Below are 19,540 nucleotides of genomic sequence, written 5' to 3'. Positions count from 1 at the left end.
CCGCGCCGGACATGACGGTGAAGCCGGTGCGCCACGGCGGCCTGGAGGTCGGCCGCCAGGCCGAGGCGCACGCGACGGCGGAGGAGGCGGCCACCGCACTCGGAGCCGCCCCGGGCCGCGGCAGGCTGCGCCCGCTGGCCAAGCCGCCGGTGCGCAAGCTGGCCCGTGACCTCGGCGTCGACCTCACCGCGCTGACCGGCACCGGTGCCGGGGGCGTCATCACCCGCGAGGACGTCACCGCGGCCGCCGCCGCCCCGGCGGACCGGCCCGCGCTCGCGTCCGTCACGGCGACGACGTCCACCGCGGAGGAGCAGCGCATCCCGATCCGCGGCGTCCGCAAGCACACCGCGGCGGCGATGGTGGCCAGCGCCTTCACCGCGCCGCACGTCACCGAGTTCCTCACCGTCGACGTCACGCGGATGACGAAGCTGCGGCAGCGGCTGGCCGCCCGCCCGGAGCTGGCCGGGGTCAAGGTCAGCCCCCTGCTGTTCGTCGCCAAGGCGCTGCTGCTGGCGGTGCGCCGGCATCCCATGGTCAACAGCTCCTGGGACGAGGCGGCGCAGGAGATCGTCGTCCACGGGCAGGTCAACCTCGGCATCGCCGCGGCCACCCCCCGCGGGCTGGTCGTCCCCAACGTCAAGGACGCCGGCGCGCTGTCGCTGGCCGAGCTGGCCGGTGCGCTGGCCGAGCTCACCGAGACGGCGCGGGCCGGGCGGACGGCGCCCGGGGACATGACCGGCGGGACGATCACGATCACCAACGTCGGGGTGTTCGGCGTCGACACCGGGACGCCGATCCTCAACCCCGGTGAGTCGGCGATCCTGGCCTTCGGCGCGGTCCGTGAGATGCCGTGGGTGCACAAGGGGAGGGTCCGGCCGCGGCAGGTGACGCAGTTGGCGCTGTCGTTCGACCACCGGGTCATCGACGGCGAGCTGGGCAGCCGGTTCCTCGCCGACGTCGGTGCGCTGCTGTCCGACCCGGGGGCCGCGCTGGCCTTCTGACCCTCGTCCCCGGTCAGGCCCGCTCGGGCGGGGCCCAGCGCAGGACCCCGGTGCCGGCCTCGGTCGCCGGTCCGGCCGGCACGAGGCGCAGGACCGCGTTGCGGGCGGCCTGCCGCCACCCGGGGCCCACGTGGGCGCCGAGGCGGGCGGTCAGGAGCGACCGGCGGGCGATCTGCGTGCACCGCGGCCGGCGGGCCCGGTCGAAGTCGCCCAGCGCGACCTCGACCGGGACGCCGGCCGCGACCGGCACCGCGACCATCCGCCCGACGCAGACGCCGTCCTCGAGCGAGGTGTTCGCGCCCTGCCCCATGGTCGGGAGCATGGCGTGGGCGGCGTCGCCAATCACCACCGTCCGCCCGCGGACGTAGGAGGGCAGCCCGCCCGGCAGGTGGGAGACGTCGTGGCGCATCAGCCGGTCGGGGGGAGTGGCGGCCACCAGTGCGCGCACGCGGGGGGCCCAGCCGGAGAAGTGCTCGGCGGCCGCGGCCGGCTCGTCGTCGAAGCGCGTGCCGGCGGGGGCGCGGACGTAGCCGTACCAGTAGACCTCCCGGTCGCTGATCGGCACTGCGCCGAACTCCGCCCGTGGACCCCAGAGCGCCACGAACCCGGCGTCCGTCGTCCCGGGGTGCTCGACCACCGCGCGCCAGCTCGTCCTCCCGCTGTACCGCACCCGGGCGCCGGGGAACAGCTGCGCGCGCACCGTGCTGCCGATCCCGTCGGCAGCCACCAGGAGGTCCGCCGTGCGGGTGTGCTCCACGCTGCCGTCGCCCCAGGTGACCACGGCCGGTTCCCCGCCGGGTCGCCCGGGCCGCACGCGGGTGACCGAGGCGCCGGTGACCAGGTCGACGTCCTCCGCCGCCGCCAGGAGTGCGGCGTGCAGCCGCTGCCGGTGCACGCCCCAGGCGCGGTTGGACGACTGCGCGTCCTGCCGGGGGTCGGGCAGCCGGAGCAGCCAGCGTCCGTGCCGGTCCTGCGTGCCCGCGGCGAAGGTCTCCTGCCCCGCGCTGCGCACCCGGTCGCCGATGCCCAGGGCGTCGAGCGCGGCCATCCCGTTGCGCGTGACCGCCAGGCCCGCACCCACCTCGCCGAAGGCCGCGGCCCGCTCCAGGACGGTCACCCGCCAGCCCGCCCGGACCAGCGACGCCGCGGCGGCCAGGCCGGCGATCCCCCCGCCGACCACCGTCGCCGTGGACCGTCCGGCCACCACCGCCTCACCCTCCCCGCGGGCCGCGGTCCCGCCTCGGGGACCGGACCGCGGCAGCCGCGAGTCTGCCAGGGCGGCGGGGCGTCCGGCCGCGTCGACCGCGCGGCGACGACGCCGTCGGCACCGGCACCGGACGTGTGTCACCGGAAGCCGGGCGGGTAGGTCGCCGACGACCGCAACGACACCCGAGCGAGAGGAGCGTGCACCGTGGCCAGCGTGCAGGAGTCCGTCGACGTCGACGTCCCGATCCGGGTCGCCTACGACCAGTGGACGCAGTTCGAGTCGTTCCCGCAGTTCATGGGCGGGGTCGAACGGATCACCCAGATCGACGACACGCACACCCACTGGATCACCAACATCGACGGCGTCAAGCGCGAGTTCGACGCCGAGATCACCGAGCAGCACCCCGAGGAGCGGGTCGCCTGGACCAGCACCGGCGGCGACGCCAAGCACGCCGGGGTGGTCACCTTCCACCGCCTCGCCGACACCAGGACGCGCGTCATGATCCAGATCGACTGGGAGCCGCACGGCCTCGTCGAGAAGGCCGGCGCCGCGCTCGGCTTCGACGACCGCCAGGTCAAGGCCGACGCCAAGCGGTTCAAGGAGTTCATCGAGAGCCGCGGCACCGAGACCGGCGCCTGGCGCGGCGACGTCCCGCGCCCCGACCAGCAGTGAGCCGGCGCCCGCGATGACCAGGTGACCTGGTCCCAGCGCGTCCTCCCGCACGGCAGACGGTCGGGGAGGGCGCGCCACGATCAGGGACGCTGATCGCGGCCCCGCGGCACCCGCACGGACGACGGCGCCCGCCCCCTCAGCAGAGGGGACGGGCGCCGTTGTCTGCGCGGGTGTTATTCGGCGTCGAGGTCCTGGGCGACCAGGCCCGCGATCTGCTCGACCACGCCGGCGTCGTCGCTGCTCACCGTGACCTCGGTGCCCTTCTGGGCGCCGAGGGTCATGATCATCAGCGGCGACCCGGCGTCGACGGGCGCGCCGCCCGGCGTGGCCAGGGTGACCGGGACACCGGCCTTGCCCACGGCCTCGGCGATGAGCGCGGCCGGGCGGGCGTGCAGGCCGACCCGGGAGCCGACGGTGACGGTCTGGCTGGGCATGTCGTCGTCCTCGCTGTTGGGGTTGGGGACTGGGAGTGATCCGGTGCTGGGCTGAGCCTGCCCTGTCAGGCGCCGGCGGGCGCGCTGACGGTCGAGGCCGGGGTCACGTTGTGGGCGTGGGCCATGTCGACGGCGTCCTCCGGGACGGCGTCGGCCTTGGTGCGGCCGATGCTCTTGGCGATGGTGACCGCCAGGGCGCCGACGATCGTGCCGATGATCAGCGCGACCACGAACATCAGCACCCCGCTCATCGCGAAGAACACGAAGATCCCGCCGTGCGGGGCCCGCAGCTCCACGCCGCTGGCCGCGACGATCGCGCCGGTCGTGGCACCGCCGAGCATCATCGACGGGATGACCCGCAGCGGGTCGGCGGCGGCGAACGGGATGGCGCCCTCGGAGATGAAGGACAGACCCAGCAGCCAGGCCGCCTTGCCGTTGTCGCGCTCGGCCGGGGTGTAGAGCTTCGGCCGGACGGCGGTGCTCAGGGCCATCGCCAGCGGCGGGACCATGCCCGCGGCCATGACCGTGGCCATGATGATGAGCGGCGCGCCGCTGCCGGCGGCGAGGCCGGTGGTGGCGAAGACGTAGGCCGCCTTGTTGACCGGGCCACCCAGGTCGAAGCACATCATCAGGCCGAGGATGATGCCCAGCAGGACCGCCGAGGTGCCGGTCAGGCCGTTGAGCCAGTTGCCCAGGCCGGTGAGCGCCGCGGCCAGCGGGCGGCCGAGCAGGACCGCCATCAGGCCGCTGGAGATCAGCGTGGCCAGCAGCGGGATGATCACGACCGGCTGCAGCCCGCGGACGCCGGTGGGCAGCTTCCAGCGGCTGATCCACAGCGCCGCGAAGCCGGCGATGATGCCGCCGACGAGGCCGCCGATGAAGCCGGCGCCCACGGTCACGGACACCGCGCCCACGACGAAGCCGGGCACGATGCCGGGGCGGTCGGCGATCGCGTAGCCGATGTAGCCGGCCAGTGCCGGGACCAGGAAGCCGAAGGCCGCCTGACCCAGGACGGTGCAGACCGCGCCGAGGTAGCCCAGGAACCCGTCGGTGAGACCCTCGACGGGCTCGGCCGTCGGCAGGTCGAAGAACGAGTTGTTGAGCACCCAGCTCAGCGCATAGCTGTTGCCGTCCGCCGACGCCGGGTCGGGGTTGACGATCTGGTAGCCGCCGAAGAGGAAGCCCAGCGCGATGAGCAGCCCGCCCGCGGCGACGAACGGGATCATGTAGCTGACGCCGGTGAGCAGCCAGCGGCGGATCTCCGCGCCGGTGCTCGGGCGACCGCCCGAGCTCGCGGCGGCGGGCTCACCGGAGGCGCCGGAGCCGGGCACCTTGCGCGAGTTCGGGTCGTCGGCGGCCGCGAGCGCCTCGCGGATCATGACGTCGGGCTCGTTGATCGCCCGCTTCGTCCCCGACTGGATCACCGGTTTGCCGGCGAACCGGTCGCGGTCCTTGACGCCCACGTCGACGGCGAAGATGACCGCGTCGGCGTTGCGGATGACCGACGGGTCCAGCGGCGTGGAGCCCGAGGAGCCCTGCGTCTCGACGACGAGGTCGACGCCCTCGGCCTGCGCGGCGGCCGTGAGCTTGTCGGCGGCCATGTAGGTGTGCGCGATCCCGGTCGGGCAGGCGCTGACGGCGACGATGCTGCGGCGGGCCGGGGCCTTCTCCGTCGAGACCGGCGCCGCGGCGGCCGGGGAGGTGGCCGGGGCCGGGACCGAGGTGGCGGCACTCGCGCCGGTCGCCGGCGTCGGGGAGACGACCTCCTCGACCAGGCGGACGACGTCGGCGGCGGAGTCGGCGGCGCGCAGCGAGGCCACGAAGTCCGGCCGCACCAGGGCGCGGGCCAGCGCACTGAGCAGCGTGAGGTGGTCGGCGTCCCCGGCCGCCGGGGCGGCGATGAGGAACACCAGGTCGGCCGGGCCGTCGGGAGCGCCGAAGTCGACGCGGGGGTCGAGTCGTCCGAAGGCCAGCGACGCCTGGGTCACCGCGGCCGAGCGGCAGTGCGGGATCGCGATGCCGCCGGGCAGGCCGGTGGCCGCCTGGGCCTCGCGGGCGAGGGCGTCACCGGCGAGCGCGTCGGCGCCCGTCGCCCGGCCGGCGTCGGCCACCAGGCCGGCCAACCGGCGGACCACCGCGGCCTTGTCGGAGCCGAGGTCGCTGTCGAGGACGACCAGCTCGGGGGTGATGAGTGCTGACATGACGGACCTTCCGGGGCGTCAGGGGACGTCTCGGCCGGCGGCCGGGACGGGTCGGGCAGCAGACGGTGCGGATGGGACGGGCCCGGGCAGTCCGGGTTGTACGGAGACGCCGGCCAGGTCGACCTGGCCGGGCGTGGGGAGGGCCGAGCCGGGCAGCGCGGCGGCGGCCGCACCGGTGGCCACCGCGCGGCGCAGGCGCTCGGCCGCGGGGGCCCCGGCCAGGGCGGCCAGCACGTGGCCGGCCAGGCTCGAGTCGCCGGCGCCGACCGTGCTGCGCACGGTGATCCGCGGGGGCCGGGCCGACCACACCTCGCCGTCGGCGGTGGAGAGCACCGCGCCGTCGCCCCCGAGGGTCAGCAGCACCTCGGCGATGCCGCCGGCGTGCAACCCGTCGACGGCGGCGCGCAGGGCGGCCGGGTCGGCGAGCAGCTCGGCCTCGGTGGTGCCGGCCACCTGGGCCAGCTCCTCGCTGTTGGGCTTGACGAGGTCGGGCGCCGCCTCGGGGCCGGCGGCCAGCAGTGCCAGCAGCGGCGCCTCGGAGGTGTCGACGGCGACCCGCGCGCCGGTGCCGCGGACGGCCCGGACCAGCTCGGCGTACCAGTCCGCCGGCGTGCCGGGCGGCAGCGAGCCGGACAGCGCCACCCAGCGCGCGCCCTCGGCAGCACCGGCCAGCGCCGCGGTCAGGGCGGCCCGGGTGCCGGCGTCCAGTGCCGTGCCGGGCTCGTTGAGCTTCGTCGTGGTGCCGTCGGGCTCGGTGAGCGTGTAGTTGGTGCGCACCGCCGCGCCGGTCGGGACGGTGACCAGCGGCAGCGACAGCGCCGCCAGGGCCGTGACCAGCGGGTCGGTGTCGTCGGCCGGGACGACGGCGACGACGTCGGTGCCGGCCGCGGCCAGCACGCGGGCGACGTTGACGCCCTTGCCGCCGGGCTCGGTGGAGCTGGCGCCCAGCCGGGCCACGCCGCCGCGGGTCAGCGGGCCGGGGAGGACGAGGGTGCGGTCGAGGCTCGGGTTGGCCGTCAGGGTGACGACGCGGCCGCCGCTCACGCGACCACGACCTCGACGCCGGCGTCCTCGAGCCGCTCGACGGCCGTGCGGTCGGCGCCGCTGTCGGTCACCACGACGTCGACGTCGTCGAGCGTCGCGAAGCGGACCAGCTGCTCGCGGCCCAGCTTGCTGCCGTCGACGAGGACGACGACCCGCTGCCCGGCCCGCACCATCGCCCGCTTGACCGAGGCCTCCGCCTCGTCGGGGGTGGTGAACCCGTGCTCGGGCGTGATGCCGTTGGCGCCGAGGAAGGCGACGTCGACGCGCAGCTCGGCCAGGGCACGCACCGGTGTCTCCCCGACGGCGCACTGGGTCAGCCCGCGGACGCGGCCGCCGAGCACGTGCAGCGTGAGCCCCGGGACGGTGGCCAGGCGGCCGGCGATCGGCACCGAGTTGGTGGCGACGAAGAGGTTGCGGTCGGTCGGCAGCACCTCGGCGAGGGCGGCGGTGGAGCTGCCGCCGTCGAGCAGCAGGCTGCCGCCGGGGCCGGGCAGCAGGTCGAGCGCCGCGGCCGCGATCTTGCGCTTGGCCTCGGCGTGCGTGGCGTTCCGCTCGACCAGCGCCGTCTCCATCAGCGTCAGTGCCCCGACGGGCACCGCGCCGCCGTGCACCCGGCGCAGCACGCCGGCCCGGTCCAGGACGGCGAGGTCGCGGCGCACCGTCTCGGTGGTCACCCCGAACTGCTCGGCGACCGCGGTCACCGCGATCCGGCCCCGCTCGACGACCAGCGTGGCGATCGCCTGCTGACGCTCTTCGGCGTACACCGTCCACCTCCTCGCCGTGTGGCTCGTCCCCGGTCCGGGAACCCACCGGTGGAGGTCCCGTCCACTGCCCGATCGTGTGGGATCGGATTTGTGTCTCTGTGGTTGTACGTGGATTACGTTGACAAGTCAACACCGTTTCGTGAGTCTGGTCACCGACGGACGACGCAGTCCCGACGCCGCACACCTCCGAACCCCCCGGGAAGGTCCGATGTCCTCCACCGCTCCCAGCGCCCCGACCGCGGACCGGCCGGCCCCGGCCGTGCTCACCGGTACACCCGTCGTCCCCGGGGTCGTCCTCGGCCCGGTCGTGCGGCCCTCCGGCGCCGTGCAACTGCCCGGCACGGCCTTCGAGACGCTGCCCGAGGCGGCACGGGAGGAGGAGAAGGCGCGGTTCGTCGCGGCCGCCGAGGTGGTGGCCGACCGGCTGGCCCAGCGCGCCGCGGCCGCGACCGGGATGACCGCCGAGGTGCTCTCGGCCACCGCCGGCCTCGCGCGCGACCGGGGTCTGCTCGGCGCAGCGGAGCAGCGGATCGCCGCCGGCGTCCCCGCCTCCGTGGCCGCGGTGCAGGCCGCCCAGCAGTTCGTCGACGTCTTCAGCTCCCTCGGTGGCGTCATGGCCGAGCGGGTGACCGACGTCCGCGACATCCGCGACCGCGTGGTCGCCGAGCTGACCGGCCAGGGCGAGCCCGGCGTCCCCGCGCCCGAGGTGCCCTCGATCCTGCTGGCCGACGACCTGGCCCCCGCCGACACCGCCGGCCTCGACGCCGAGCGCATCATCGGGCTGGCCACGCGGCTGGGCGGCACCACCAGCCACACCGCGATCATCGCCCGCCAGTTGAACCTGCCCCTGGTCGTCGCGGTCGAGGGGCTCGACGCCGTGCCGGCCGGCGCGACCGTGCTGCTCGACGCCGAGGAGGGCACGCTCACCGTCGACCCCGACCCCGAGACGGCCACCGGCCAGCTCGAGGCGGCCCGGCGCGCAGCCGCGGCCCTGGCCGGCTACCAGGGCCCGGCGGTCACCCGCGACGGGGTGCCCGTGCCGGTCCTGGCCAACATCCAGGACGGCGACGGCGCCCGGGTGGCGTTCGCCTCGCACGCCGAGGGGGTCGGGCTGTACCGCACGGAGCTGGCCTTCCTCGGGCGGGCCGCCGAGCCAACGGTCGAGGAGCAGGCGCGCGGCTACGCCGACGTCCTCGAGGCCGCCGCCGGCCGTCGCGTCGTCCTGCGCACCCTCGACGCCGGCTCGGACAAGCCGCTGGAGTTCGCGACCCCGCCCGAGGAGGCCAACCCGGCGCTCGGCGTCCGCGGCCTGCGGGTGGCCCGGCGCGACCCCGGACTGCTCGACCGCCAGCTCGACGCGGTCGCCGAGGCCGCCCGGCGCACCGGCGCCTCGCCCTGGGTGATGGCGCCGATGGTGGCCACCACGGTCGAGGCCGCGGACTTCGCCGCCCGCGTGCGCGCCCGCGGGCTGGTCCCCGGCGTGATGGTCGAGGTGCCCTCGGCGGCCCTGCTGGCCGACCGGATGCTGACCCACGTCGACTTCCTGTCGATCGGCACCAACGACCTCTCGCAGTACGCCCTGGCCGCCGACCGGCTCTCCGCCGACCTGGCCGACCTGACCGACCCGTGGCAGCCGGCACTCCTCGCGCTCGTGGCGACCACGGCGGCCGCGGGCCGGCGGCTGGGCAAGCCGGTGGGGGTCTGCGGCGAGGCCGCGGCCGACCCGCTGCTGGCCTGCGTCCTCGTGGGCCTCGGGGTGACCTCGCTGTCCTGCGCCGCTCCCGCCGTCGCCGGCGTCGGCGCCCGCCTCGCGACCGTCGACCTCGCCGCCTGCCAGGAGGCCGCGGCGGCCGCCCTCGCCGCCGACGACCCGAGGGCCGGCCGGGCCGCCGCGCGAGCGGTCCTCGTCCGCGGCTGAGGCGTGGGGCCGGCCGCTCCGGGGCGGCCGGCCACACCCGCGGGAGTGAACGATCGTCGGGTGAAAGCCGACACATCCTACGCATCGTCGGAACATCGACGCTCCTGCTTGCTTTAATACTGGTGTACCGGTCAGCAGTACCGACGAGGAGACGGCGACATGAAGAGCGGGACCACCTGGCGGCAGCGTCGACAGGCGGCTCGGACGCGGCGGGCTCTGGACCGGGCCCTCGCCCGCAGCAGCAGCCCGGCGATGCGCGACGAGCTGCTCACCATGGCCAACGGCGGCGCGTTCTGACCCACGGGGTCTGAAGGTCCGCCGCGCTCCGTACCGCCGGGGCGACGGCCTCTCGTACGGCCCCGGTCCGCACCTGCCGACCGGGGCCGACTGCTGTCCGGGGGTCGGTGTCCCGGGGTCCCGGTGTCCCCGGCGGCGTCCTCCCTGGTCGCGGAGCGTCCTCCCCCACGGTGGACGGTCGGGGAGGACGCGTCACGATCAGGTCACCTGATCATCGCCACCGGGTCCCTCCTTCGGGTCAAGCGGCTCAATCCGACCGGCGCGCGTGCCGATGACCTGGTCGTGAGTGGAACACGCCCACGGGCCGTCCCCCGAGCCAGGACCGGAGCGACCCGGTGACCCCGGCGCCCGCCGAGGCCCGGGAGACCTCCGGGGTGACCACGGCGCTGCTCGTCGCCTTCGTCCGGGAGCGCGGTGGGGACGCCGCCGTCGAGGAGACGCTGCACCGCGCCGGCGTGCCCTTCAGTGCGGCCGAGCTGTCCGAGCCGTCCACCTGGACCAGTTACGACACCCGGATCCGGCTCTTCACCGCGGCCACCGACGTGCTCGGCGACCCCGACGCCATGTACCGGATGGGCGCCGAGTCGCTGCGCAACGGGATGAACGCCACCGTGGTCCTGCTGGTGCGCGCCATGGGATCGCCCCGGCAGGTCTACGCCCGGCTGCCGCGCGCGGTGACCAACTTCAGCACCACCTCCACCATGGAGGTGCTCGAGTCCGACGCCACGTCGGCGACCGTCCGCTACGTGCTGCACGAGGGCTACGTCCACTCGCGGCTGGACTGCGACTACGCCCGCGGCCTCATCAGCATGGTCCCCACCATCTTCGGCCTGGCCCCGGCGCGGGTCGTGCACGACGAGTGCGAGTCCTCCGGCGCCGAGGCGTGCGTCTACCACCTGTCCTGGGACCGGCGGCTCCGTCCGTGGCGCCGGCGGGGGGCCCCGGCGGCCGACCCGGAGATCACCGCGCTGCGCGCCCAGGTCCGGAGCCTGCAGTCGGCGGCCACCGACCTGGTCGACGGCGGTGACCTCGAGGCGGTCCTGCCGCGCATCGTCGAGCGGGCCGCCGCCGCCGTGCTGGCCCCGGCCTACCTGCTCGCCGTCTCCTCACCCCGGGGCGGCGCACCGCTCGTGCACAGCTCCGGCCTGCCCGCGGGCGAGGTGCCGGCGCTCACCGCCCGGCTGCTCGCCGGGGGCGACCTGGGCCCCGGTGCCGTCGTGGTCGACGTCCGGTCGGCCCGGCGCACCCACGGCCGGCTGGCCGCCCTGGGGCGGGCCGGCGAGGGCGGCCTCGGCGACGAGCGGGCCATGCTGGCCGCCTACGCCGGTCACGCGGCGGCAGCGCTGGACCTCGTCATGGCCCTCGAGGACAGCCGGATGGAGGCCCGCCGGGCAGGGGCGCTCCTCGAGCTCGCCCACGGGCTGGCGCAGACCGTCGACGTGCACGACATCTGTCAGACCGTGGTCACCACGCTGCCGAGCATCGTCGGCTGCGGGAGCTCCGGCGTCCTGCTCTGGGACCCGGCCGGCGCGGTCCTCCGGACCGCGGCCTCGGCGGGCCTGCCACCCGAGCAGGAGGCGCTCATGCGGGCGGCCACGCTGCGGGCCGACGACGTGCCCGAGCTGTTCGCCATGCTCACCGACCGCGAGCCACGCGCGCTCAGCGCCACCGGCAGCAGCGGACCGCTGCGCGACCTGCTGTCGACCCTCGGGCTCACCGCCGCCATCGCCGTGCCCCTGCTGGCCGGCTCCACGTTCCTCGGCGTCGTCACGGCCAGCTGGTCGCAGGGGGAGGCCAGCGGAGCCGCGGACGCCGACGTCCTGGCGCGCCTGCGCGGTGTGGGTGACCAGGCCTCCACCGCGCTGCAGAAGGCCCGCCTGCTGGAGACCGTCCGGCACCAGGCCACCCACGACGCGCTCACCGGGCTGCCCAACCGGGCGCTGTTCCGGGAACGGCTGGCCGCCGCGCTCGCCGCGTCCCCGGCGACCGGCTCGGTCGGCGTGCTGTTCTGCGACCTCGACCGGTTCAAGGCGGTCAACGACACGTACGGCCACGCGGCCGGCGACGAGCTGCTGCGTCAGGTGTCGGCCCGGCTGCGGGCCGCGATCCGGCCCGGCGACACGGTCGGGCGGCTCAGCGGCGACGAGTTCGCCGTGCTGCTGCCCCGGCTGTCCGGACCGGGCGACGCCGAGAGCGTGGTGGCCCGGGTGGCCGAGGGGTTCGTCGAGCCCTTCCGGCTCGAGGGCATCCCCGTCGACGTCGGGACGAGCACGGGCGTCGCGGTCCACACCGGCGGGACCGCCGAGGCCTCCGCGGTGGCCGAGCAGCTGCTGCGCGACGCCGACGCGGACATGTACCGGCACAAGCAGCGCGACCGCCCGGCCTCCCCCGTCCCCCGCCCGCGGGACTGAAGGAGGACCCCTCTGCCCCCCACCACTCGCAGGCTCGCGGCGGGACCCTGCAGAGGGGTCGTCAGTCGCGGAGGCGGGCGCGCAGCGCGGCCTGGTCGGCCGCGACGAAGCCGTGCCCGTCGAGCCAGCCGAGCGGGCCGCCGTGCCGCTCGTGCAGCAGCTCGAGCAGGCGCCGCATCGTCTCCGCCCGCGGGGTGTGGCTGGCCACGTCGCGGCGGGTCATGTCCTCGGCGTAGGTGGGGGAGTCCCGGAGCTTGGCCACCAGGTCGTCGATGACGTCCGCGGTCATCGCGTAGTCGGCCACTATCTCCTGGTCGGGTACGCCCGCGACCGCCAGCGCGAACATGACCACCACGCCCGTGCGGTCCTTGCCCGCCGCGCAGTGCACGACCGCCGCGCCCTCGCCGCCGTCGGCCAGCGCGCGCAGCGCCGCCACGACGTTCTCCGGCCGGTGGTGCAGGTAGCCGAGGTAGGCGCGCACCGCCGGCGGCTCGCCCTCGTCGTCCTCCGTCGTCTGCCGCGGCAGGATCGTCTCCACCCAGTCGGCGGGCAGGTCCGGGGCGTCGTCCTCCTCGACGGCGAAGACGTCGGTGTGGTGCCCGCGCTCGGGGAGCAGGGTGAAGTGCCGGTGGGTCACGCCGTCGACCGCACGCAGCGGCCCGCGCCCCTCCAGCAGCACCTCGGCGGTGGTGCGCAGGTCGACGACCTCGCGCAGCCCCACGTCCTCCACCAGCCGGCGGACGTCGTCGTCGCTGAGGGTCTGCAGGTTGTCGCTGCGCAGCACCCGGCCGAACGCCGTGGTGCCGCCGTCGCTGGTCGGCAGCCCGCCCAGGTCGCGGGTGTTGGTCGTCCCGTCGAGTCGCAGCCAGCGGTCGGAGCGCACGGAGGTCACGTCCCGACCGTACGGCGCGGGCCTGGGGCGTGTGGCCGGCGCCCACAGACCCCCACGCCGCTGTGGCCCGCCCGGCCATGGGCAGTACCGGAACGTCTCCCTACCGTGTGGTCCAGACCACGCCGGACGACGTCGTCCGGCGTGCCCGTGCACCGACGCACACCTCGAGGAGTCCGCCATGTCGCGTCCCCGTCCCCGCTCCCGGACCGCCGTCCTCGCCACGGGCGCCGCGCTGGCCCTGTCGGTCGCCGCCTGCGGCAGCCCCACCGCGTCGAGCTCGGGCGGGGGCGGCGGCGGTGGCGGCGAGTCCCCGATCCGGGTGGGCCTCGTCTACTCGGCGTCCGGGCCGCTGGCCACCTACGGCGAGCAGTACCTGCAGGGCTTCCAGGCCGGCCTGGACTACGCGACCGACGGCACCGGCGAGGTCGACGGCCGGCCGGTCGAGGTCATCGAGCGCGACGACGCCGGCGACCCGGCCAAGGCCGTCGCGGAGGCCACCGACCTCATCGGCCAGGGCGTGCAGGTGCTGGCCGGCTCGACCGCCTCCGGCGTGGCCACGCAGGTGGCGCCGCTGGCCGAGCAGAACGACATCCTGTTCATCTCCGGCTCCGCGGCCACCGACGCGATCACCGGCGTCAACGACAACACCTTCCGGTCGGGCCGGCAGACCTACCAGGACATCCTCACCGCGCAGTCGTTCATCGGCGACGCCCAGGGCAAGAACGTGCTGGTCTTCGCCCAGGACAGCGCCTTCGGCCAGGCCAACGTCGCCGCGGTCACCGCCGTCCTCGGCGGCGCGGGGGCCACCGTCACGCCGCTGCTGGTGCCGGCCAGCGCCACCGACCTCACCCCGTTCGCCTCGCAGGCCCGCGACGCCGCTGCCGACCTGGTGTTCGTCGCCTGGGCCGGGGAGACCGCCCCGGCCATGTGGCAGGCCATGGGCCAGCAGGGCGTCCTCGACTCGACGACGGTCGTCACCGGCCTCGACATCCGCGCCAGCTACGCCACCTACGGCGCGCAGGCCACCCAGATCGACTACCTGTCGCACTACTTCGCCGAGGCCGTCGACAACGAGGTCAGCCAGGCGATGGCCGAGCGGGTGGAGGCCGGGGGCGGCGAGGTCGACCTGTTCACCCCCGACGGCTTCACCGCCGCCCAGATGGTCGTGCACGCCCTCCAGGAGGGCGGCGACGACGTCGGCGCGATGGTCGACGCCCTGGAGGGCTGGACCTTCGACGGCGTCAAGGGCGAGCTGACCATCCGCGAGGAGGACCACGCGCTGCTGCAGCCGATGTTCCAGGCCCGCCTGGAGGACCAGGGTGGCGAGCTGGTGCCGGTCGTCGTCGACACCCTCGACCCGGAGGCCGCCGCGCCGCCGGTCGCCACCCCCTGACGACGACCACGACGACGACGGACCCCGGAGGACCAGCGGTGGGCAGCCCCCTCGCCGCCGGCGCCGCACCGGCCGCCCGCCCCGCGGGCGCGCCGGTGCTCTCGGTGGCCGGCCTGACCTGCGCGATCGGCGGCGCGGTGATCGTCTCCGACGTCAGCTTCGACGTCGCGCCCGGCGAGTTCGTCGCCGTCATCGGCCCCAACGGGGCGGGCAAGACCTCGCTGTTCAACCTGCTGTCGGGCCTGCTCCCGGCCACGGGCGGGACGGTCACCCTCGACGGCACCGACATCACCGGCGCCAGCCCGGCCGTCCGGGCCCGCCGGGGCCTGGGGCGCACCTTCCAGTCCTCGTCGGTGTTCGCCGGCCTCGGTGTCCGGGAGAACGTGCGGCTGGCCGCGCAGGCGCGACTGGGCGGCAGCCTGCGGCCCTGGCAGCGGGTGCGCGGCAGCGACCGGGCGTACGAGGTGGCCGAGCGGGCGCTGACCCGGGTGGGTCTCGACCGGCGCGGCGACGCGCTGGCCGGCGCCCTCTCGCACGGCGACAAGCGCAAGCTCGAGCTGGCGATCCTGCTGGCCACCGACCCCGCGGTCGTGCTCCTCGACGAGCCGATGGCCGGGGTGAGCACCGAGGAGGTGGCCGGCCTGACGCAGGTGATCGCCGACGTGCACCGCGAGGAGGGCCGGACGGTGCTCATGGTCGAGCACCACATGGACGTCCTGCTGGGCCTGGCCGACCGGGTCGCGGTCATGCACCACGGCTCGCTGCTCGCGCTGGACACCCCGGCGCGGGTGACCGGCGACCCCGCCGTCCAGGAGGCCTACCTGGGGGACCAGCTGTGAGCGCCGAGCGTCCCGTGCTGCTGCGGATGGCCGACGTGCACGTGCGGCTCTCCGGCAGTCACGTCCTGCAGGGGGTCGACCTCACCGTCCGCCGCGGCGGGGTGACCGCCCTGCTCGGCCGCAACGGCGCCGGCAAGACGACGACGGTCAAGTCGGTGCTCGGGCTGGTGCCCTCCACCGGCACCGTCGAACTCACCGACGCCGGTGGCCGGGTGCACCGGCTCTCCGGCCGGCGCACCCACGAGGTGGTCCGGCTGGGCATCGGCTACGCGCCGGAGGACCGCGAGGTCTTCGGCGGGCTGACCGTGGCGGAGAACCTGACGCTGGCCGAGCGGCGCGACTCCGCGCACCACCACGACCGCGTCTACGAGCTCTTCCCCGAGCTCCGGACCCGCAGCCGGCAGCTGGCCGGGACCCTCTCGGGCGGCCAGCAGCAGATGGTCGCCATCGCCCGGCTGCTGCTCAACGACAACCAGCTGCTGCTGGTCGACGAGCCGACCAAGGGCCTGGCGCCGCTGCTGGTGGCCGAGGTCGCCGAGGTGCTCGCCCGCGCCGCCGAGGAGGTGACGGTCCTGCTCGTCGAGCAGAACCTGTCCGTGGTGCGCCGGATGGCCACCGACGCCGTCGTGGTCGACCAGGGCCGGGTGGCCTGGTCCGGCTCGGCGCCCGACCTGCTGGCCGACGCCGACCGCGCCCGCGAGCTGCTCGGCGTGGCCGCCAGCGGAGGGGCGCAGGCGAGGGGTGAGCCCGCGAGCCCACCGGGGACGGAGCCACCCGTGCCCGTGCACCGGACGAGCGCCGGCGAGGCCGGGGCATGAGCACGGTCGTGCTGCTGGCCGTCACCGGCCTCGGCCTGGCGGCGCTGTACTTCCTCGTCGCCTCCGGTCTCTCGCTCATCTTCGGGCTCATGGGCGTGCTGAACTTCGCCCACGGCGCCTTCCTCACCATCGGCGCCTACGGCACCTGGTGGGCCGCGGGGAACCTGCCCGGCGCCGGCGCGAGCGGCTGGGGCTTCGTGCTCGCCGTCGTCTTCGGCGTCGGGGTGGGCACCCTGGTCGCCGCCCTGGTGGAGCTGGCGCTCATCCGCCCGCTCTACGAGCGGCACATCGAGCAGGTCCTGGTCACCGTCGGGCTGAGCCTGGCGATGGTCGCGCTCGTGCGGGCGATCTGGGGCGCCGACCCGCGGCCGTTCCCGGCGCCGGAGTGGGCCAAGGACACGACGTCGCTGCTGGGCGCGAGCGTGCCCAACGACCGGTTCCTGCTGGTCGGCAGCGCCGTCGTGGTGCTCCTGGCGGTGCTGGCGTTCCTGCGGTTCACCCGCTTCGGCCTGGTCATCCGGGCCGGTGTGGAGAACCGGTCGATGGTGACGGCCCTCGGCATCGACGTCCGCCGGGCGTTCACGCTGGTCTTCGCGATCGGCGGGGCCTTCGCCGCGCTGGCCGGCGCGCTGGGCGGCGTCTACCTCGGGTCGATCTCGCCGGGGCAGGGCACGTCCCTGCTGATCTTCGCCTTCATCGTCGTCGTCATCGGCGGGATGAGCTCGATCACCGGCGCGGCCGTCGCCGCCGTGCTGGTCGGGCTGGTGCAGCAGTTCGCCAACTACTACGCGGCCAGCGGGGTGGGCGACCTGTCGGTCGTCCTGCTGCTCGCCGTCGTCCTGCTGACGCGCCCCGGTGGGCTGACGGCGAGGGTGGCATGAGCCGGAACCTGACGCGGCTGGCGCCGCTGGCCGTCCTCGTCGTCCTGGCGGTCCTGCCGTTCTCCACGCTGCGGATCCCGGGCCTGTTCGACGGCGTCCTCAACAGCCCCGGCACCCTGCAGCTGCTGGCGCTGTGCCTGGTGTTCGGCGGGGTCGCGCTCTCCTACGACCTGCTGTTCGGGTTCACCGGACTGCTGTCGTTCGGGCACGCGCTCTACTTCGCGGCCGGCACCTACGTGGCGAACCTGGCGCTCACCGAGCTCGGCTGGGGCCTGGGTGCGGCACTGGCGCTGACCACCGCCGTGGGCATCGTGCTGCCGCTGCTGGTCGGCGGGGTGGCGCTGCGGGTCTCGGGGATCGCCTTCTCGATGGTCACGCTGGCCACCGCGCAGGTCGGGTCGATCGTCGTCCTGCGCGACCCCGGCGGCCTGACCGGCGGCGAGGAGGGGCTGGCGCTGGACCGGGGCAACGTGCCCGACGCCTTCGTCGGCGTGCTCAACACGGTGAACGTGTACTGGCTGGCGCTGGCCTACCTCGCCGTCGTCTACGTCGTCGTCGCCTGGGTGACCGGGTCGCGGGCCGGGCGGGTGTGGCAGGCGATCCGGGAGAACGAGCGTCGGGTCGAGGTGCTGGGCCTGCGGCCCTACGACTTCAAGCTGGTCGTCTTCGTGCTCGCCGGGCTGCTGGCCGCGCTCGGCGGCGTGGTGCACCTGCTGCTGCTCGGCGGCTCCACGCCCCGCACCACCACCGCCGACTTCACCCTCGGCCTGCTGGTCATGGTCGTGCTGGGCGGCGCCGGCAGCCGGTGGGGCGCCGTCCTGGGCGGGGTGCTCTACACCTACCTCGACAGCCGGCTCACCGACCTGGCCTCCTCGCCGGCCGTGCAGGACCTGCCCGCGTGGCTGCGGGTGCCGCTGTCGGAGCCGCTGTTCCTGCTCGGCAGCCTCTTCGTGCTGGTCGTCTTCTTCGTCCCGGGCGGGATCGCCGGGGTGGTGGCCCGGCTGCGCGAGCGGCGGGCCGGCCGGCGTCCCCCGGCGCCCACGGGCGGGGAGACCCCGCCGCCGGGCCGGGTGGTCGAGCAGCTGCGGGAGACGGCGGCCCGCGGGGCCGGCGCCGGCGCCGGCCCCCGCGACGGCGTCTGACGGCGATCGGGGAGGGGCGCCACGATCAGGCGACCTGGTCGCGGCGTGTCCTCCCCGACCGCCCACCGTGGGGGAGACGCGCCGGGGTGCGGGAGGACGGCGCCGCCGCGGCCGCGTCAGCCCAGCAGGGAGTCGCAGACCTCGATCAACCGGGCTCGCAGCTCGGCGCCGCGGACGGCGAACCCGCGCTGAGCGGCCACGTACTCCGCCTTGCCCTCGGCCGTCTCGACCAGCACCGGCACGTAGCCGCGGTCGCGCAGGTCGTAGGGCGAGGCGCGCATGTCCAGCTCGCGCACCTCGACGGCCAGCGCGAAGCAGTCGGCGAGCAGCTCGCCGGGGACGGCCGGGGAGAGCTTGTACGCCCACTTGTAGAGGTCCATCGTCGCGTGCAGGCAGCCCGGCTGCTCCAGCGCGAGCTGCGTCTCCCGCGTCGGCCGCAGCCGGTTGAGCCCCACGGCGTCCGGGGTGAAGAACCGGAACGCGTCGTAGTGGGTGCACCGGATCTGCGCGGCCTCGACGACGGCGTCGGTGCCCTCCTGCCCCAGCCGCAGCGGGACGGCGTGCCGGCGCTCCCCGGCGCGGTAGACCATCGCCCACTCGTGCAACCCGAAGCAGCCGGTGGCCGCCGGTCGCGACGCGGTGGCCGCCAGCAGATCGCGGACGAAGCGCACGGTGTCCGCGCGCTCGGCCAGGTACGCCGCGACGTCGAGGCCCACCGTCCCGTCGCCGTCGGTGGCGTACCAGCGCCAGGCGGCGTGCGGCGCCGGACCGGCGGGGGACGGTGCCAGGCCGACACCCGGCCCCGGGTGCCAGCGGCGCAGCCGGTTCGGCGCCTCGGAGTAGTAGGTGAAGAGGAAGTCGAGCACCGGGTGCGTCTGGCCGCGACGCCGGCGCTCGCGGTGCGGCGCCGTCCACCGCTCGACCCGCGCGTCGTGCGCCGCAGCGCGCGCCGTCCACTCCTCCGCGGGCAGCAGGACGGCGACGGCGGGCACCGGACCAGGGTAGGCGGGGGCGTCGCGGCCGAGCGGGCCCCTCGGGGACGTCGGGAGTGCCACGCTGGTCACCTCGACGAGGAGGCGATCGCCGTGGCCGGCGACGCGAGGACCACCCGCGAGCCCCTGCTCTGCCGCCTGGGGTTCCACGCCTACGTGCGGCGCCGTCCCGCCGACGAGCGGTTGCGCGGCCCCGACCACCAGGCCTGCCGGCGCTGCGGCAGGCACCGGGACATCGACACCCGCATCGTCCCGCCCGGCGTCATGGGCTGACCGGTCGGTCCCCGACGGCGGTCAGCCGGTGCAGCCGCAGGGCCAGCTGCACCTCCAGCGCCCGCTCGGGCACCGACCAGTCGCGGCCGAGCAGCCGGCCCACCCGGTCCAGCCGCTGGGTCACGGTGTTGACGTGCACGTTGAGGACCTCGGCGGCCCGGGCGGGGGAGCCGCCGGTGTCGAACCAGGCCCGCAGCGTCGCCACCAGGTCGGTCCCGCGGCGGGCGTCGTACTCGAGCACCGGCGCCAGCGTCGCGGTGACGAACCCGGGCACGTCGCGGCCCTCGCCCACCAGCAGGCCGACGAACCCCAGCTCGCCGGCGTCGGCCGACTGGCCGGCCCGGCCCAGCGCCTCCAGCGT

At 75.8% G+C, this 19,540-nt stretch carries 19 protein-coding genes; 11 read left to right on the top strand and 8 right to left on the bottom strand.

Features of this window, described 5'->3' with window-relative positions; all coding sequences use genetic code 11:
* On the top strand, nt 1-1,001 hold a 1,001-nt coding region (locus ABQ292_RS21310), incomplete at its 5' end, for a dihydrolipoamide acetyltransferase family protein (RefSeq protein ID WP_369209719.1).
* A 13-nt stretch (nt 1,002-1,014) separates the two neighbouring features.
* Here the strand turns inward: ABQ292_RS21310 and ABQ292_RS21305 are convergent.
* Complete coding sequence (locus ABQ292_RS21305) at nt 1,015-2,205, bottom strand: FAD-dependent monooxygenase (RefSeq protein WP_369209718.1); 1,191 nt, start codon at nt 2,203-2,205, stop codon at nt 1,015-1,017.
* A 207-nt stretch (nt 2,206-2,412) separates the two neighbouring features.
* Between ABQ292_RS21305 and ABQ292_RS21300 the strand changes: the two genes are divergently transcribed.
* Nucleotides 2,413-2,880, top strand: coding sequence for an SRPBCC family protein (locus ABQ292_RS21300; protein ID WP_369209717.1), 468 nt, complete (start codon nt 2,413-2,415; stop codon nt 2,878-2,880).
* A gap of 173 nt (nt 2,881-3,053) precedes the next feature.
* Here the strand turns inward: ABQ292_RS21300 and ABQ292_RS21295 are convergent, their stop codons facing one another.
* The 4 genes from ABQ292_RS21295 to ABQ292_RS21280 all read right to left on the bottom strand — a co-directional run bounded on the left by ABQ292_RS21295 (nt 3,054) and on the right by ABQ292_RS21280 (nt 7,323).
* Nucleotides 3,054-3,314, bottom strand: a complete 261-nt coding sequence (locus tag ABQ292_RS21295) for an HPr family phosphocarrier protein (protein ID WP_369209716.1) — start codon at nt 3,312-3,314, stop codon at nt 3,054-3,056.
* 65 nt (nt 3,315-3,379) lie between these two features.
* Complete coding sequence (locus ABQ292_RS21290; RefSeq protein WP_369209715.1) at nt 3,380-5,515, bottom strand: PTS fructose transporter subunit IIABC; 2,136 nt, start codon at nt 5,513-5,515, stop codon at nt 3,380-3,382.
* Nucleotides 5,516-5,533: 18 nt separating this feature from the next.
* Nucleotides 5,534-6,559, bottom strand: coding sequence for a 1-phosphofructokinase family hexose kinase (locus ABQ292_RS21285; RefSeq protein ID WP_369209714.1), 1,026 nt, complete (start codon nt 6,557-6,559; stop codon nt 5,534-5,536).
* The gene (locus ABQ292_RS21280; protein WP_369209713.1) at nt 6,556-7,323 is read right to left on the bottom strand and encodes a DeoR/GlpR family DNA-binding transcription regulator; all 768 of its coding nucleotides are present in this window, start codon (nt 7,321-7,323) and stop codon (nt 6,556-6,558) included. Before ABQ292_RS21280 ends, ABQ292_RS21285 begins: the two co-directional genes overlap by 4 nt.
* 208 nt (nt 7,324-7,531) lie before the next feature.
* Between ABQ292_RS21280 and ABQ292_RS21275 the strand changes: the two genes are divergently transcribed.
* The 3 genes from ABQ292_RS21275 (at nt 7,532) to ABQ292_RS21265 (ending at nt 11,949) form a co-directional block, all read left to right on the top strand.
* Entirely contained in the window at nt 7,532-9,241 is a 1,710-nt protein-coding gene (locus tag ABQ292_RS21275; RefSeq protein WP_369209712.1) for a putative PEP-binding protein, read from the top strand.
* A gap of 159 nt (nt 9,242-9,400) precedes the next feature.
* Nucleotides 9,401-9,538, top strand: coding sequence for a hypothetical protein (locus ABQ292_RS21270; protein WP_369209711.1), 138 nt, complete (start codon nt 9,401-9,403; stop codon nt 9,536-9,538).
* Nucleotides 9,539-9,873: 335 nt separating this feature from the next.
* Complete coding sequence (locus tag ABQ292_RS21265) at nt 9,874-11,949, top strand: diguanylate cyclase domain-containing protein (protein ID WP_369209710.1); 2,076 nt, start codon at nt 9,874-9,876, stop codon at nt 11,947-11,949.
* Nucleotides 11,950-12,010: 61 nt separating this feature from the next.
* Here the strand turns inward: ABQ292_RS21265 and ABQ292_RS21260 are convergent, their stop codons facing one another.
* The gene (locus ABQ292_RS21260) at nt 12,011-12,841 is read right to left on the bottom strand and encodes a tyrosine-protein phosphatase (protein WP_369209709.1); all 831 of its coding nucleotides are present in this window, start codon (nt 12,839-12,841) and stop codon (nt 12,011-12,013) included.
* A 178-nt stretch (nt 12,842-13,019) separates the two neighbouring features.
* Here ABQ292_RS21260 and ABQ292_RS21255 point away from each other — a divergent pair, with 178 nt between their 5' ends.
* Genes ABQ292_RS21255 through ABQ292_RS21235 form a run of 5 tightly spaced genes read left to right on the top strand, consistent with a single transcriptional unit; the run spans nt 13,020 to nt 17,914 of the window.
* A complete protein-coding gene (locus tag ABQ292_RS21255; RefSeq protein WP_369209708.1) occupies nt 13,020-14,234 on the top strand; it encodes a substrate-binding domain-containing protein in 1,215 nt (404 codons plus the stop codon).
* A 38-nt stretch (nt 14,235-14,272) separates the two neighbouring features.
* Nucleotides 14,273-15,073: an ABC transporter ATP-binding protein gene (locus tag ABQ292_RS21250; protein WP_369209707.1), complete on the top strand. Its 801-nt coding sequence runs from the start codon at nt 14,273-14,275 to the stop codon at nt 15,071-15,073.
* On the top strand, nt 15,070-15,891 hold the full coding sequence (locus ABQ292_RS21245; RefSeq protein WP_369209706.1) for an ABC transporter ATP-binding protein: 822 nt from the start codon (nt 15,070-15,072) through the stop codon (nt 15,889-15,891). The genes ABQ292_RS21250 and ABQ292_RS21245 overlap by 4 nt, the downstream gene beginning before the upstream one ends.
* Entirely contained in the window at nt 15,888-16,772 is an 885-nt protein-coding gene (locus ABQ292_RS21240) for a branched-chain amino acid ABC transporter permease (protein WP_369209705.1), read from the top strand. Before ABQ292_RS21245 ends, ABQ292_RS21240 begins: the two co-directional genes overlap by 4 nt.
* The gene (locus ABQ292_RS21235) at nt 16,769-17,914 is read left to right on the top strand and encodes a branched-chain amino acid ABC transporter permease (RefSeq protein WP_369209704.1); all 1,146 of its coding nucleotides are present in this window, start codon (nt 16,769-16,771) and stop codon (nt 17,912-17,914) included. The genes ABQ292_RS21240 and ABQ292_RS21235 overlap by 4 nt, the downstream gene beginning before the upstream one ends.
* A gap of 116 nt (nt 17,915-18,030) precedes the next feature.
* On the opposite strand, the gene ABQ292_RS21230 is transcribed toward ABQ292_RS21235, so the two are convergent.
* Nucleotides 18,031-18,906: a 3-methyladenine DNA glycosylase gene (locus tag ABQ292_RS21230; RefSeq protein WP_369209703.1), complete on the bottom strand. Its 876-nt coding sequence runs from the start codon at nt 18,904-18,906 to the stop codon at nt 18,031-18,033.
* A 93-nt stretch (nt 18,907-18,999) separates the two neighbouring features.
* Here ABQ292_RS21230 and ABQ292_RS21225 point away from each other — a divergent pair, with 93 nt between their 5' ends.
* Nucleotides 19,000-19,179, top strand: a complete 180-nt coding sequence (locus ABQ292_RS21225) for a hypothetical protein (protein ID WP_369209702.1) — start codon at nt 19,000-19,002, stop codon at nt 19,177-19,179.
* Here ABQ292_RS21225 and ABQ292_RS21220 read toward each other — a convergent pair.
* Nucleotides 19,169-19,540, bottom strand: a 372-nt coding sequence (locus ABQ292_RS21220) for a PucR family transcriptional regulator (RefSeq protein WP_369209701.1), incomplete at its 5' end; no start/stop codon positions are given. The two genes, ABQ292_RS21225 and ABQ292_RS21220, sit on opposite strands and share 11 nt — an antisense overlap.

It is taken from the genome of Geodermatophilus maliterrae, assembly GCF_041018925.1.
In the GTDB taxonomy this organism is placed as follows: Bacteria; Actinomycetota; Actinomycetes; order Mycobacteriales; family Geodermatophilaceae; genus Geodermatophilus; species Geodermatophilus maliterrae.
The sequence above is the reverse complement of the archived record's forward strand: the minus strand, read 5'-3'. Positions and strand labels throughout refer to the sequence as shown.